Genomic DNA, 13,482 nt, shown 5'->3' on the forward strand with positions numbered 1-13,482 from the left:
TAACGGAGTCTCTGTTGATGTCCTTTCCTCCAGGTACTTAGATGTTTCAGTTCCCTGGGTTTGCTTGAAACCTCCTATGTATTCAGAAGTCTCATACCTTCTTTTGATAACCGGAAATCCAAAACCTCTTCGATCGAAATCTAAAGGCTTAGGCATCTCACATTTCTGTTCGAACCCCACACCACAATCTTTCGACTGAGGTCTTGGAGTTCCGGCTATCGAAGGTGGGTTTCCCCATTCGGAAATCCATGGATCAAAGCTTCTTCGCAGCTCCCCACGGCTTATCGCAGCGTAGCACGTCCTTCATCGCCTCTCAGCGCCAAGGCATCCACCGAACACCCTTAAGGCACTTGATTGCTCTCATTATCAATGTCCACACACTCGGCAGAATGTTGTCTGCAGAATTGCCAAGAAACCTAAGTCTCTAAGGCACGCGCCCTCGATGAACGCTATCTGCAGCCGGACAATGATTAGAAAGACCAGCTTGCTTCGTAAGATCGTTCCGATAGCGAGGCGGTCAAGCTTCGCTAAAAGGATCATTTACAACTCGCGTGTCCTTCAGACGCAGCCTTGTGAGCTACCCTGGAAGACGCACGAGCGCCGAAATGATCCGGAGATAATGAAGTATCGCGCAACAATTACTTGTTGCCCGATCCAACTCGGATCGATCTCCTCTTTACGATGTCAGAAATCACGCAGCTTACTGTCCATCCGGACTAGTAAGTGCGAAGTGATGTTTCGCGGACGACGGTATGAGTAGTCGGTGATCAAACCATCTGGTGGAGCCAGACGGGATCGAACCGACGACCTCATGCTTGCAAAGCACGCGCTCTCCCAGCTGAGCTATGGCCCCGTAACCAGAAGACGAATGCTCACTCGATGAGTGTGGTGGGCCTGGGAAGACTTGAACTTCCGACCTCACGCTTATCAAGCGCGCGCTCTAACCAACTGAGCTACAAGCCCCTAACGCATATCCAGTCAAGGACCAGGGATTCTGCAAGGTTGCAGCCCCAGCGCGTGTTCGTCCGCGAAGAAAGAGAAACGAAGACGGCGAAATCCCGCCAATGCAGCTCAACGATCCTGACGACCGTTGGCCACTGATGTTTCTAAAACGGTTCGATAGAAGCAAGCTTCTGAAGAACCATCCTTAGAAAGGAGGTGATCCAGCCGCAGGTTCCCCTACGGCTACCTTGTTACGACTTCACCCCAGTCGCTGACCCTACCGTGGCCGGCTGCCTCCATTGCTGGTTAGCGCACCGTCTTCAGGTAAAACCAACTCCCATGGTGTGACGGGCGGTGTGTACAAGGCCCGGGAACGTATTCACCGTGGCGTGCTGATCCACGATTACTAGCGATTCCAACTTCATGGGCTCGAGTTGCAGAGCCCAATCCGAACTGAGACGGCTTTTTGAGATTTGCGAAGGGTTGCCCCTTAGCGTCCCATTGTCACCGCCATTGTAGCACGTGTGTAGCCCAGCCCGTAAGGGCCATGAGGACTTGACGTCATCCCCACCTTCCTCGCGGCTTATCACCGGCAGTCTCCTTAGAGTGCTCAACTAAATGGTAGCAACTAAGGACGGGGGTTGCGCTCGTTGCGGGACTTAACCCAACATCTCACGACACGAGCTGACGACAGCCATGCAGCACCTGTGTTCCAGGCTCCGAAGAGAAGGTCACATCTCTGCGACCGGTCCTGGACATGTCAAGGGCTGGTAAGGTTCTGCGCGTTGCGTCGAATTAAACCACATGCTCCACCGCTTGTGCGGGCCCCCGTCAATTCCTTTGAGTTTTAATCTTGCGACCGTACTCCCCAGGCGGAATGCTTAAAGCGTTAGCTGCGCCACTAGTGAGTAAACCCACTAACGGCTGGCATTCATCGTTTACGGCGTGGACTACCAGGGTATCTAATCCTGTTTGCTCCCCACGCTTTCGTGCCTCAGCGTCAGTATCGGGCCAGTGAGCCGCCTTCGCCACTGGTGTTCTTGCGAATATCTACGAATTTCACCTCTACACTCGCAGTTCCACTCACCTCTCCCGAACTCAAGATCCTCAGTATCAAAGGCAGTTCTGGAGTTGAGCTCCAGGATTTCACCCCTGACTTAAAGACCCGCCTACGCACCCTTTACGCCCAGTGATTCCGAGCAACGCTAGCCCCCTTCGTATTACCGCGGCTGCTGGCACGAAGTTAGCCGGGGCTTATTCTTGCGGTACCGTCATTATCTTCCCGCACAAAAGAGCTTTACAACCCTAGGGCCTTCATCACTCACGCGGCATGGCTGGATCAGGCTTGCGCCCATTGTCCAATATTCCCCACTGCTGCCTCCCGTAGGAGTTTGGGCCGTGTCTCAGTCCCAATGTGGCTGATCATCCTCTCAGACCAGCTACTGATCGTCGCCTTGGTGAGCCATTACCTCACCAACTAGCTAATCAGACGCGGGCCAATCTTTCGGCGATAAATCTTTCCCCGTAAGGGCTTATCCGGTATTAGCACAAGTTTCCCTGTGTTGTTCCGAACCAAAAGGTATGTTCCCACGCGTTACTCACCCGTCTGCCGCTGACGTATTGCTACGCCCGCTCGACTTGCATGTGTTAAGCCTGCCGCCAGCGTTCGCTCTGAGCCAGGATCAAACTCTCAAGTTGGACTTGAACTTTGAACCGGCTGATCACAACGTTTTGACGAGGTCCCACCATTTTTCATCGACCGAAGTCGATGAGCTGCCCGCGATTCACATCGCTGGCAACGATGGTGTAACCTTAAAACGTGTACCGCCGAAGTCTTTCGTCCGGTCCCGATCCAAAAAGCCGAAGCTCTTTAAATGCGAGACCCGCAAGGACTCCGCCGTCCACGTTTCTCTTTCTTCATCTTCACTTGTCAAACAGCCCGGGACCAGGAGGCCCCAACCTTCCAGAGAGGAAGGGTTCCGACACCCTTACCGACGATGGATGAACTCCAATCGACTTACGTCGACTGTTGTGTCACTCAACAAGGTGAGGAGCATCAGTGGCGCGTTCGCTCGCCTTGGTCAGTGACCCGGCGGCGCCGCGCTCAGTGGTCGGGTTATAGGCCCCACCCATCGGGGTTGTCAACGCCGATTGTCAGAAAATCGTCGCACGGTGGATTATTCAAAAAATACACGTAATTACAGCTGGTTAGAAAGGCGCCGAGCGGATGGATCGGGCCGACGCTGAGAAAAAACCCAAAAAAAGATTGGGCCTGAGCGGGCTCCGGAAGCGGCTTGGACGTGACTTGGACGTGACTTGGCGCGGCTTGGCGCGGCTTGGCCGCGGCTTGGGGCGCCCGCCCCTGGAAGGCCCTCGGCCCCCCTGCCGTTCCGGAAACTTTTCCATATTAGGCGCCGTACTTGAGCCACAATCCCCCGGCGTTCTGGTACAGACGAAGCTTGAATCGCATGGATGCCAGTGGGGGCTGCCGGCGGTTTGTGTGGGGTCAGAGGAAGGCGATCATCCGATGAAGCAGCCTTCTTCAGACATTCGAGACACATCGAGAGATCTTTTTCCGCTTAGCTGTTCGTAATTTCGGCCGGTCCGTCATCTGGGCCTTCTGACCGCGGACGCCTATGCGGCTTGCCTTTTCCAGAGACGCCCCAGAGAGGGCGGCGTAAGGAGGGGCTCGAAACAGGACTGTCCGGAACGGGCTGCTCGAAATCGGGCTCTCGGGTCGTTGATTGGGGGACTTGGGTTGAACCACAGGACGTCACGCGGCGCTTACGGGCGTGAGACCGGGATCATCGATCTCGGCCACGAGCCGCCGCTGTCCGTCGATGGTTCCGAAGCCGCTGTCATCGATCGGCGCCGCGTCTCGGTGCAATGGTTCAGCGGGACTATTCTAACCGGACTTTGCGGCGCAGCCCTGATCGGCGGCGCCGTTTTCGCTTCGCTCGACGGCGAGATGACCTTCGCCAAGGTGCCGGAGCGCGTCGAAGGCGCGCTGCGCGGCGCATTCGGCGCAGCCGACCGCGCCGCCACGCTGCACAAGAGCGACCGCCTGCCGCCGCCGAACGAAGCCACGGCCTCGCGCAACATCGTGCGCGTCTCGACCGTCGCCCGCGTCGGCAACCGCGACGTGATGCGGGTGCGTCCCTTCATCCGGATTGCCGGCAATCTGTCGATGACGACGAGCGACCTGTCGGCGAAGATCCCGCCGTTCAACGCCCAGCGCCTTCTCACCGATGTCGGCTCCGATCCGAAGACGGCATCCGAGGATCCGAACAATCCGGAGGCCGTCGAACCCGACGCCGAGGTATCCTTCGTCACCAAGGACCTCTCCCAGGTGCTGCCGAAAGCCAAGATTACCGCAGTGGTGGCGCTGGACGACATCCTGATGCGGGTCCGCGATGCCGCCAACTGGCGCGGCAATGGCGGGGTGCGCTATGCCGCGCTCTCCAATGCTGCGGCCGACGTCTCCGGCGCGACCGCCCCGTCCGAGATCAGAAGCGCCTACGCCACCGAAGTGTCGCCGTCCGATCCGTACGCCGGCTTCGAGACGCGCGTGGTGCCGGAAAACGTCACGCTGCTGCCGAAGACCAAGGAACAGATCACCGGCGGCAATCCCAACGGCGAACGCGTCCACGTGGTCAAGAAGGGCGACAGCGTCGCCGGCGTGCTGCGCGATCTCGGCGCCACGGCCGAGGAGATCAAGGCGATCACCGCGACGCTTGGGCCGCGCGGCCGCGACGGCGGCCTGAAGGAAGGCGAGAAGCTGCGCATCCTGATGGCGCCCGCAAGCCCCGGCGCCCGTCTGCAGCCCTACCGCGTCGTCATCGCCAACGAGACCATGGTCGAGGCGATCGCGGCGCTGTCCGATCTCGGCAAATACGTCGCCGTCGACGTCTCCAGCATGAATACCGTCGCCGACGCGGCGGCGAACGCCAACAGCGACGACGATGACGACGATGACGGCACGGGCGTGCGGCTCTACCAGAGCATCTACGAGACCGCGATGCGCAACAAAGTGCCGATGCCCGTCATCGACGACATGATCAAGATCTACTCCTACGACGTCGATTTCCAGCGCAAGGTGGCGCCGGGCGATTCATTCGACGTGTTCTACGCCGGCGAAGACGAAGGCGTGACCGCTAGCGAAAAGAACGACGTGCTGTTCGCTTCGCTCACGCTCGGCGGCGAAACCAAGAAATACTACCGCTACCAGAGCCCCGACGACGGCGTCGTCGACTACTATGACGAGACCGGCAAGAGCGCGAAGAAGTTCCTGGTGCGCAAGCCGGTCAACAACGCCATCATGCGCTCCGGCTTCGGCGGCCGCCGTCACCCCATCCTCGGCTTTGTGAAGATGCACACCGGCGTCGACTGGGCCACCTCCTACGGCACGCCGATCTTCGCCTCCGGCAACGGCGTGATCGAGAAGGCCGGCCCCGAGGGCGGCTACGGCAAATACATCCGCATCAAGCACAACAACGGCTACGAGACCGCCTATGGCCATATGTCGGCCTTCGCCAAGGGCATGGAGCCCGGCAAGAAGGTGCGGCAGGGCCAGGTGATCGGCTTCGTCGGTTCGACCGGCGCGTCGACCGGCCCGCACGTCCACTACGAAATCCTGGTCAACGGCCGCTTCGTCGATCCGCTGCGTGTGAAATTGCCGCGCGGCCGCTCACTGGAAGGCCCGATGCTGGCCGGCTTCGAGAAGGAGCGCGACCGGCTCGACGGCATGATGAGCGGCCGCGCCGGCGCCATCGCCCGGATGTCGGACGCAACCGGCGGACCGTTGCAGGTCACCAACCGGTAAAGCCGGCGAACCGGCCGAGATCGGCCGGTCATCTTCAAACACGATCCGGATTTGACGTCGATGCGCGAGGCCCGCTTGGCGCCATCACAACGTCAAGTTTCGTTTGCCAAAGCGGCGTGGGGAGCGAATACTTTCCAAAAAACAGGAGGTCTCGCCATGAAGAACAGGCTCGCCTGCGCAGCCTTCGTCGCTGCGATTGTCTCCGCCACCAGCGTTTCGGCCGAAAACTGGGAGGTCACCCGGCTCGTCCCCGGCTCGGCGTTCCACGGCGTGCACGGGCTTGCGATCGACAAGGCCGGCCATCTGTTTGCCGGCAGCGTCGCGGGCGCGGCGCTCTACGAGGTCGACATCGCCGGCGGTATCGCCAAGGTTGCAATCCCCGCCCCGATCGGAATGGCCGACGACATCGCATTCGCCCCCGACGGCACCATGGCCTGGACCGGATTTCTGGCCGGCGATCTTTATTCGCGCAAGGGCGACGGCCCGATCACGAAGCTCGCTTCCGGCCTTCCCGGCATCAACTCGCTCGCCTTCCGCAAGGACGGCAGGCTCTACGCCACCACCGTCTTTCTCGGCGACACGCTCTATGAGATCGACGTCGAGGGCGTCAAACCGCCGCGCCAGATCATGGAGAAGATGGGCGGCCTCAACGGCTTCGAGTTCGGTCCCGACGACAAGCTCTACGGTCCGCTCTGGTTCAAGGGACAGGTCGCAAAGGTCGACGTCGACAAGGCCGAGCTGACCGTCGTCGCGGACGGCTTCAAGGTCCCGGCCGCGGTGAACTTCGATTCCAAGGGCAATCTCTGGGTGGTCGACACCGCGCTCGGCCAGCTCGTTCAGGTCGATCCCAAGTCGGGCACCAAGACCATGGTCGCGCAGTTGAAGCCGTCGCTGGACAATCTCGCGATCGACGGCAAGGACCGGATCTACGTCTCCAACATGGCCGACAACGGCATCCAGGAGGTCGATCCGGCGACCGGCCAGGCGCGGCAGGTCATCATTGGCAAGCTCGCCTTGCCCGGCGGCATCGGCGTCACGTCAGAGAACGGCAAGGACACGATCCACGTCGCCGACGTGTTCGCCTATCGCACAGTGGACGGTGCTACTGGCGAGGTCACCGAGAAGGCCCGCATGCACGCTGCCGGCGTCGCGCTCGAATATCCGATGAGCGCAACGGCGAAGGGCAACGACGTGGTCCTGTCGAGCTGGTTCACCGGCACGGTGCAGGTGATCGACGGCAAGACCGGCGCCACCCGGGACATGCTGCACGGCTTCAAGGCGCCGCACGACGCGATCGTGCTCGCGGACGGCAGCATTCTGGTGGCCGAGCTCGGCACCAAATCGCTGGTCCGCGTCAGCGGCGAGCACGGCAAGGACCGCACCACACTGATCGGCGGCCTCGAGGGCCCGGTCGGGCTCGTCGCGGGATCGCGTGGCGAGGTTTATGTCACCGAAGCCTTTTCCGGCGTCGTCTCGATGATCGAGAGCAACGGCGAAAAGACGGTGGTCGCCAAGGACCTGAAAATGCCCGAAGGGATCGCACGCGCCGGCGACGGCAAGCTGATCGTGGCGGAGGTCGGCGCCAAGCGATTGATCGAGATCGCACCTGAGAGCGGCACGGTCACCGAGATCGCGGCCAATCTCCCGATCGGCCTGGTGGGCGCGCCCGGAGGACTGCCAACGCATATTCCGACGGGCGTCGGCATCGGGGAATCCGGCACGATCTATTTCTCGTCTGACATCGAGAACGCGATCTACAAGGTCACGAAGAAATAAGTCCCCGCGCTCAAAAATGTGGATTGGATTGCATATGCCGGTAGGGCCCCACCGTAAAGATTGCACGACCTAGACAAACCACACTCCGGCTGCAGCAAAATCGTCAATAACCCACAAAGAAACCGCCCCGGAGAGATTGAACTCTCCGGGGCGGCTTGTTGCTTCAGGCTTCGAATGCCGGCGCTCAGTTCAACTTCCGCTTCGACACCGGCGCCTCGAACTGGGCGATCTCCGCGGTCTGCGGCGCCTTGCCGTTGAAGGTCAGCACGTTGCCTTCGGACGAGATCGCAACGCTGTCACCGTCCTTGACGTCGCCGGCCAGGATCATCTCGGCGAGCGGATCCTGGACGTGACGCTGGATCACGCGCTTGAGCGGCCGTGCGCCGTAGGCGGGATCCCAGCCCTTGGCGGCGAGCCAGTCGCGGCCCGCGGCGTCGAGCGTCAGCACGATCTTGCGATCTGTCAAAAGCTTTTGCAGCCGCGCGAACTGGATCTCGACGATCCGGCCCATCTCGCTTCTCTGCAAGCGATGGAACAGGATGATCTCGTCGACGCGATTGAGGAATTCGGGGCGGAAATGTCCCCGCACCATTCCCATCACCTGCTCGCGCACGGCCGAGGTGTCCTCGCCCTCCGGCTGGTTCACCAGAAACTCCGAACCAAGGTTCGAGGTCATGATGATCAGCGTGTTGCGGAAATCGACGGTGCGGCCCTGGCCGTCGGTGAGGCGGCCGTCGTCGAGCACCTGCAACAGGACGTTGAAGACGTCGGGATGCGCCTTCTCGATCTCGTCGAACAGCACGACCTGATAGGGCCGGCGCCGCACCGCTTCGGTCAGCGCACCGCCCTCGTCATAGCCGACATAGCCCGGAGGCGCGCCGATCAACCGCGAGACCGAGTGCTTCTCCATGTATTCGGACATGTCGAGGCGGACCATCGCGGTCTCGTCGTTGAACAGATATTCGGCGAGCGCTTTCGTCAGTTCGGTCTTGCCGACGCCGGTGGGCCCGAGGAACATGAACGAGCCGGTCGGCCGGTTCGGATCCTGCAGCCCCGCGCGCGAACGGCGCACCGCGGTCGCGACCGCACGCACGGCCTCGGCCTGGCCGACGACGCGCTTGCCGAGCGAGTCCTCCATCCTCAGGAGCTTGTCCTTCTCGCCTTCCAGCATCTTGTCGACGGGCACGCCGGTCCAGCGCGAGACCACCTGCGCGATGTGGTTGGCGGTGACCGCCTCCTCCATCATCTCGCCGGAGTTCTCCTTGGCCTCGATCTCTGCAAGCTGCTTTTCGAGCTCGGGGATCCGGCCATAGGCCAGCTCGCCGGCCTTCTGGAATTCACCGCGCCGCTGTGCGTTGGCAAGTTCGACCCGCAAGCCGTCGAGCTCGGCCTTCAGCTTCTGGGCGTCGGAGAGCTTGTTCTTCTCCGCGCTCCAGCGTGCGGTGAGCGCCGCGGACTTCTCCTCGAGGTCGGCCAGCTCCTTCTCCAGCGTCTGCAGGCGGCTCTTCGAACCGGCATCGCTCTCTTTCTTCAATGCTTCCTGTTCGATCTTCAGCCGGATGATCTCCCGATCCATCGAATCCAGCTCTTCCGGCTTGGAATCGACCTGCATCTTCAGCCGCGCCGCCGCCTCATCCATGAGGTCGATGGCCTTGTCCGGCAGGAAGCGGTCGGTGATGTAGCGGTTGGACAGCGTCGTGGCGGCGACCAGCGCGGAATCGGTGATCCGCACGCCATGGTGCTGCTCGTACTTGTCCTTCAGCCCGCGCAGAATCGAGATCGTATCCTCGACCGAGGGCTCGCTGACGAAGATTGGCTGGAAACGCCGCGCCAACGCCGCGTCCTTTTCGACGTGCTTCTGGTACTCGTCGAGCGTGGTCGCGCCGATGCAGTGCAGCTCGCCGCGGGCGAGCGCAGGCTTGAGCAGGTTGGACGCGTCCATCGCGCCGTCGCCCTTGCCGGCGCCTATCAGCGTGTGCATCTCGTCGATGAACAGGACGAAATTGCCCTCGCTCCCGGTCACCTCCTGGAGCACGGCCTTCAGCCGCTCCTCGAATTCGCCGCGATATTTTGCACCGGCGATCAGCGAGCCGAGGTCGAGCGACAGCAGCTTCTTGTCCTTCAGGCTCTCCGGCACGTCGCCGTTGACGATGCGCAGCGCCAGACCCTCGGCGATGGCGGTCTTGCCGACGCCGGGCTCTCCGATCAGGACGGGATTGTTCTTGGTCCGGCGCGACAGCACCTGGATCGTGCGGCGGATCTCCTCGTCGCGGCCGATGACCGGATCGAGCTTGCCGTCGCGCGCCGCCTGGGTGAGGTCGCGGGCATATTTCTTCAGCGCGTCGTAGGCGTTCTCGGCCGTCGCGGAATCCGCGGTGCGGCCCTTGCGCAGCGCTTCGATCGCCGCGTTGAGGTTTTGCGGGGTGACGCCGCCCTTGGCCAGGATCGCACCCGCCTCGCTGGTCTTCTCCAGCGCGAGGCCGAGCAGCAACCGCTCGACCGTGACAAAGCTGTCGCCGGCCTTCTCGCCGGCCTTCTCAGCCGCGTCGAAGGTGCGGGCGAGCTCGGGCGCCAGATAGATCTGGCCGGCTCCGCCGCCAGAGACCTTCGGCACCTTGTTCAGGGCGTCCTCGGTCGCCTTCAGGATTGCGCGGGAATTGCCGCCGGCGCGGTCGATCAGGCCGGCAGCGAGGCCTTCATTGTCGTCCAGCAGCACTTTCAGGACGTGCAGGGTCGAAAACTGCTGGTGCCCTTCGCGCACCGCAAGCGACTGCGCAGACTGGACGAAGCCCCTGGAGCGTTCGGTATATTTCTCGATGTTCATTCTTCTCTGTCCCTCGGCCTGCCCCTGGAGCCCTCTAAGGCACTCCAAACGGCATCTTCATTGGGTTTCCGATGACCGCATTGACGTTTCTCAACCGGCAACGGTCGTTATCAGCCGGCGCTGGCGCCGGCCTGACCCAGATGTGGGAAGCGAGGCCTCGGACCGGAAGAGGCGAGTTCACAATTTCGTGCGCGGATCCGCCCGCTTGGCGCCGTTGGGCCGAATCCCCTAAGTAGCGGCATGACACCGAGCGCAACGACAGCCAACCAGATCGCCGAGATCACCGGCCTCTACCGCTATCCGATCAAGGGCCTGACGCCGGAGCCCCTGCCCCGCGTCTCCCTGCAGACCGGCCAGACACTGCCCGCCGACCGCCGCTATGCCATCGAGAACGGCCCCAGCGGCTTCGATCCGGAAGAGCCGCAGTGGAAGCCGAAGATCCAGTTCCTGATGCTGGCGCGCAATGAGCGGCTGGCTTCGCTCGACGGCCGGTTCGAGGACGCGACCCATCGCCTGACCATCCGCAAGGACGGCCAGATCGTCGCCAGCGGCGATCTTGAGACCGCCGCCGGGCGCGCCGCCATCGAGAACTATTTCAGCGAAAACTTTCAGCCGGAGCTGAAGGGCCCGCCCAAGGTCCTGTCCGGCCGCGACCACAGCTTTTCCGACGTCGCCCGCAAGGTCGTGTCCATCATCAATCTCGACAGCGTCCGCGCACTCGAGACCATGCTCGGCAGCGCCGCCGTCCACCCGCTGCGCTTCCGCGCCAATCTCTACGTGAAGGGCTGGCCGGCCTGGTCCGAGCTCGACCTCGTCGGCCAGACGCTGGCGATCGGACAGGCCCGGCTGGAAGTGGTCAAGCGCATCAAGCGCTGCCCGGCCACCAATGTCGATCCTCAGACCGCCAGGCGCGATCTCGAAATCCCGGCCACGCTCTCGAGCAATCTCGGCCACATGGACTGCGGCATCTATGCCGAGGTGATCGCCGACGGCGACATCGGCGTGGGCGACGCGGTTGCGGTGGAACAGCCGAAGCTGGTGTGACGGGGCGCTTTCTCGGCAAACTCCGTCATTGCGAGGAGCGAAGCGACGAAGCAATCCAGACTGTCTCCGCGAGGGATTCTGGATTGCTTCGCTGCGCTCGCAATGACGCACCTCAATTCGGCATCACATAGGCGTAGATCCGGCCGCGCGAGATCGGCGCTTCGCGGACGCGGTTGCCGTTGTTGCCGGAGATCATGATCGGATTGCCCTGCGCGTCGACGCCGGTGATGATGCCGACATGACCGCCCCGGCCGCCGCGCGACATGACCGCGATGGCGCCGACCTGAGGACCGGAGACACGCGTGCCGTAATGCGCGAACGAGTTCGCCAAGTCGGAGCCGGTGCCACGGTGACCGGTTTTCTCAAGCACCATGTTCATGAACCGCGCGCACCACAGGCTACCGCGGCCGGTCGGATTGCCGCCGACATAGCGGCGTGCCTCGGACACGAGGCCCGACCCGCCGCCGAAGCCGCCGCTGCTCGTCGCGGTATTGGCCACGCCGCCAACATTCGCGTTAGTGGTCATCCCACCGCCACGCCTCATGGTTCGACGGCTGGCGCGCGTGGTCATCCCACCGCTATCGCTGGTAACCATTCCAGCGTTGCCGCTCTTGGCCATTCCACCGCCGCCGCTCATAGCCATTCCACCGCTGCCGCTCGTGGCGATGCCGCCGCTATTGGCGTTCGGGTCATAGCTGGCGAAGGTGTTGCCGAAGCCGCTCGCCTGCAATTGCGCCGCGCCGCGCTCGAAGCGCGAACTGCGTGCATGCCGGTAATGATGATGTCTGCTGGCGTGATGCGCGTAAGCGTGCCGCTCTGCGCTATGACGATGAGGTCGTGCTGACGCCGGAGAGATGAGCGCGGCGACCGCCGCGAAGGAAACAGCCAGCGCGACGACACAGCGCGACAGGCGAGACGCAAACAACTCGAACATTCTTCATCCTTCGTTGACACCCCCACTTCCCAATCGGCCCGTGCGGTGGCCGACATCCGCGGGCTGTATCAGTATCCTGATGTGGCGAGAACAAGACGCGGTCGCGGAGATTTTGGACGATGATTAAGATGATTAATAAGTGTTAGGTTCGTATGCGCTAACCGCAGGACGGCATTCCAATGTCGCAGCCACCTCTGGGAGAAAACCGGATGCCTCACGCCCTCACGAAGGACAATTGCCGCCTCTATTTCGAACAAGCAGGCACGGGCACGCCAATACTTTTTCTGCACGAATTCGCCGCCGACTACACCAATTGGGAGCCGCAGATGCGCTACTTCTCGCGCGGCCATCGCTGCATCACCTATTCCGCGCGCGGCTACACGCCATCGGACGTGCCTGATGGCGAGGTCTACGGCTACACGCATTTCTACACCGATGCGCTCGCGGTGCTCGATCATCTGAAGATCGATCGCGCGCACTTCGTCGGCCTCTCGATGGGCGCCTATTCATCGCTCCAGATCGGGCTCAACGCGCCCCAACGTGCCCTGTCGATGACGCTCGCCGGCGTCGGCTCAGGCTCGGAGATCGAGAACCTCGACGCCTGGCGCCAGCAGTGCCGCGCCAACGCGGAGCAATTCGAGATGCTCGGCTCGGCCGAAGTCGCAAAGGTCACGCGCGAGGCGCCGAGCCGGATTCCCTTCCTGGTGAAGGACCCGCGCGGCCACGCCGATTTCTACGCCGCCCTGGCGCGGCACGACGCCAAGGGATCGGCGCGGACGATGCGCGGCTTCCAGGCCGGCCGTCCCTCGATCTTTACGATGACAGACGCGATCAGAGCCGCCACGACGCCGGCACTCATCATCTGCGGCGACGAGGACGATCCGTGCGTCGGCGCAAGCCTGTTCCTGAAGAAGCACCTGCCTGCGGCAGGGCTCGCCATGTTTCCGAAGTCCGGCCACGTGCTCAATCTCGAAGAGCCCGCGCTGTTCAACGAAACGGTGGAACGGTTCGTCACGCTGGTAGAAGCGGGACGATGGCCGGCGCGCGATGCGCGGTCGTTGCCGGCGCATTAGCGCGAAGACGTCATCACAGGCTCCGTCGCGTAGCCCGGATGGAGCGAAAGCGTAATCCGGGGCCTTC

General features: G+C 62.2%; 6 protein-coding genes, 2 tRNA genes and 2 rRNA genes (1 of these 10 running past the window's edge). 4 read left to right on the forward strand and 6 right to left on the reverse strand.

Annotated elements, in window-relative coordinates:
- The 4 genes from FXB41_RS05805 to FXB41_RS05820 form a co-directional block, all read right to left on the reverse strand.
- Positions 1–356 (reverse strand): 23S ribosomal RNA (locus FXB41_RS05805); it reaches 2,517 nt to the left of the window's first position.
- A 421-nt stretch (positions 357–777) separates the two neighbouring features.
- Positions 778–853 (reverse strand) — tRNA-Ala (locus tag FXB41_RS05810).
- Between the two features lie 33 nt (positions 854–886).
- Positions 887–963 (reverse strand) — tRNA-Ile (locus tag FXB41_RS05815).
- Positions 964–1,151: 188 nt separating this feature from the next.
- Positions 1,152–2,640 (reverse strand): 16S ribosomal RNA (locus tag FXB41_RS05820).
- The 16S and 23S rRNA genes sit together here with 2 tRNA genes alongside, the layout of an rRNA operon.
- Before the next feature lie 1,060 nt (positions 2,641–3,700).
- Here FXB41_RS05820 and FXB41_RS05825 point away from each other — a divergent pair.
- Both FXB41_RS05825 and FXB41_RS05830 read left to right on the forward strand, forming a co-directional pair.
- Positions 3,701–5,764 (forward strand): M23 family metallopeptidase, encoded by a 2,064-nt coding sequence (locus FXB41_RS05825; protein ID WP_219680432.1) that lies wholly within the window; start codon positions 3,701–3,703, stop codon positions 5,762–5,764.
- A gap of 156 nt (positions 5,765–5,920) precedes the next feature.
- On the forward strand, positions 5,921–7,540 hold the full coding sequence (locus FXB41_RS05830) for an NHL repeat-containing protein (RefSeq protein WP_219680434.1): 1,620 nt from the start codon (positions 5,921–5,923) through the stop codon (positions 7,538–7,540).
- A 184-nt stretch (positions 7,541–7,724) separates the two neighbouring features.
- On the opposite strand, the gene clpB is transcribed toward FXB41_RS05830, so the two are convergent.
- Positions 7,725–10,364, reverse strand: a complete 2,640-nt coding sequence (gene clpB / locus FXB41_RS05835) for an ATP-dependent chaperone ClpB (protein ID WP_219680436.1) — start codon at positions 10,362–10,364, stop codon at positions 7,725–7,727.
- A gap of 240 nt (positions 10,365–10,604) precedes the next feature.
- Here clpB and FXB41_RS05840 point away from each other — a divergent pair, with 240 nt between their 5' ends.
- Positions 10,605–11,408 carry an MOSC domain-containing protein gene (locus tag FXB41_RS05840; protein ID WP_219680438.1) on the forward strand — a complete coding sequence of 268 codons (804 nt, stop codon included), beginning with the start codon at positions 10,605–10,607 and terminating at the stop codon, positions 11,406–11,408.
- Positions 11,409–11,520: 112 nt separating this feature from the next.
- Here FXB41_RS05840 and FXB41_RS05845 read toward each other — a convergent pair whose 3' ends face one another.
- Complete coding sequence (locus FXB41_RS05845; RefSeq protein ID WP_219680442.1) at positions 11,521–12,342, reverse strand: TIGR02594 family protein; 822 nt, start codon at positions 12,340–12,342, stop codon at positions 11,521–11,523.
- Between the two features lie 209 nt (positions 12,343–12,551).
- Here FXB41_RS05845 and FXB41_RS05850 point away from each other — a divergent pair, with 209 nt between their 5' ends.
- Positions 12,552–13,415, forward strand: coding sequence for an alpha/beta fold hydrolase (locus FXB41_RS05850; RefSeq protein ID WP_219680445.1), 864 nt, complete (start codon positions 12,552–12,554; stop codon positions 13,413–13,415).
- Positions 13,416–13,482 lie beyond the last annotated feature (67 nt).

It is taken from the genome of Bradyrhizobium canariense (assembly GCF_019402665.1).
GTDB lineage: Bacteria > Pseudomonadota > Alphaproteobacteria > Rhizobiales > Xanthobacteraceae > Bradyrhizobium > Bradyrhizobium canariense.

Coding starts and splice junctions, on each gene's coding strand:
- FXB41_RS05830 (WP_219680434.1), top strand. CDS start 5,921: ATGAAGAACAGGCTCGCCTGCGCAGCCTTCGTCGCTGCGATTGTCTCC.
- clpB (WP_219680436.1), bottom strand. CDS start 10,364: ATGAACATCGAGAAATATACCGAACGCTCCAGGGGCTTCGTCCAGTCT.
- FXB41_RS05840 (WP_219680438.1), top strand. CDS start 10,605: ATGACACCGAGCGCAACGACAGCCAACCAGATCGCCGAGATCACCGGC.
- FXB41_RS05845 (WP_219680442.1), bottom strand. CDS start 12,342: ATGTTCGAGTTGTTTGCGTCTCGCCTGTCGCGCTGTGTCGTCGCGCTG.
- FXB41_RS05850 (WP_219680445.1), top strand. CDS start 12,552: ATGCCTCACGCCCTCACGAAGGACAATTGCCGCCTCTATTTCGAACAA.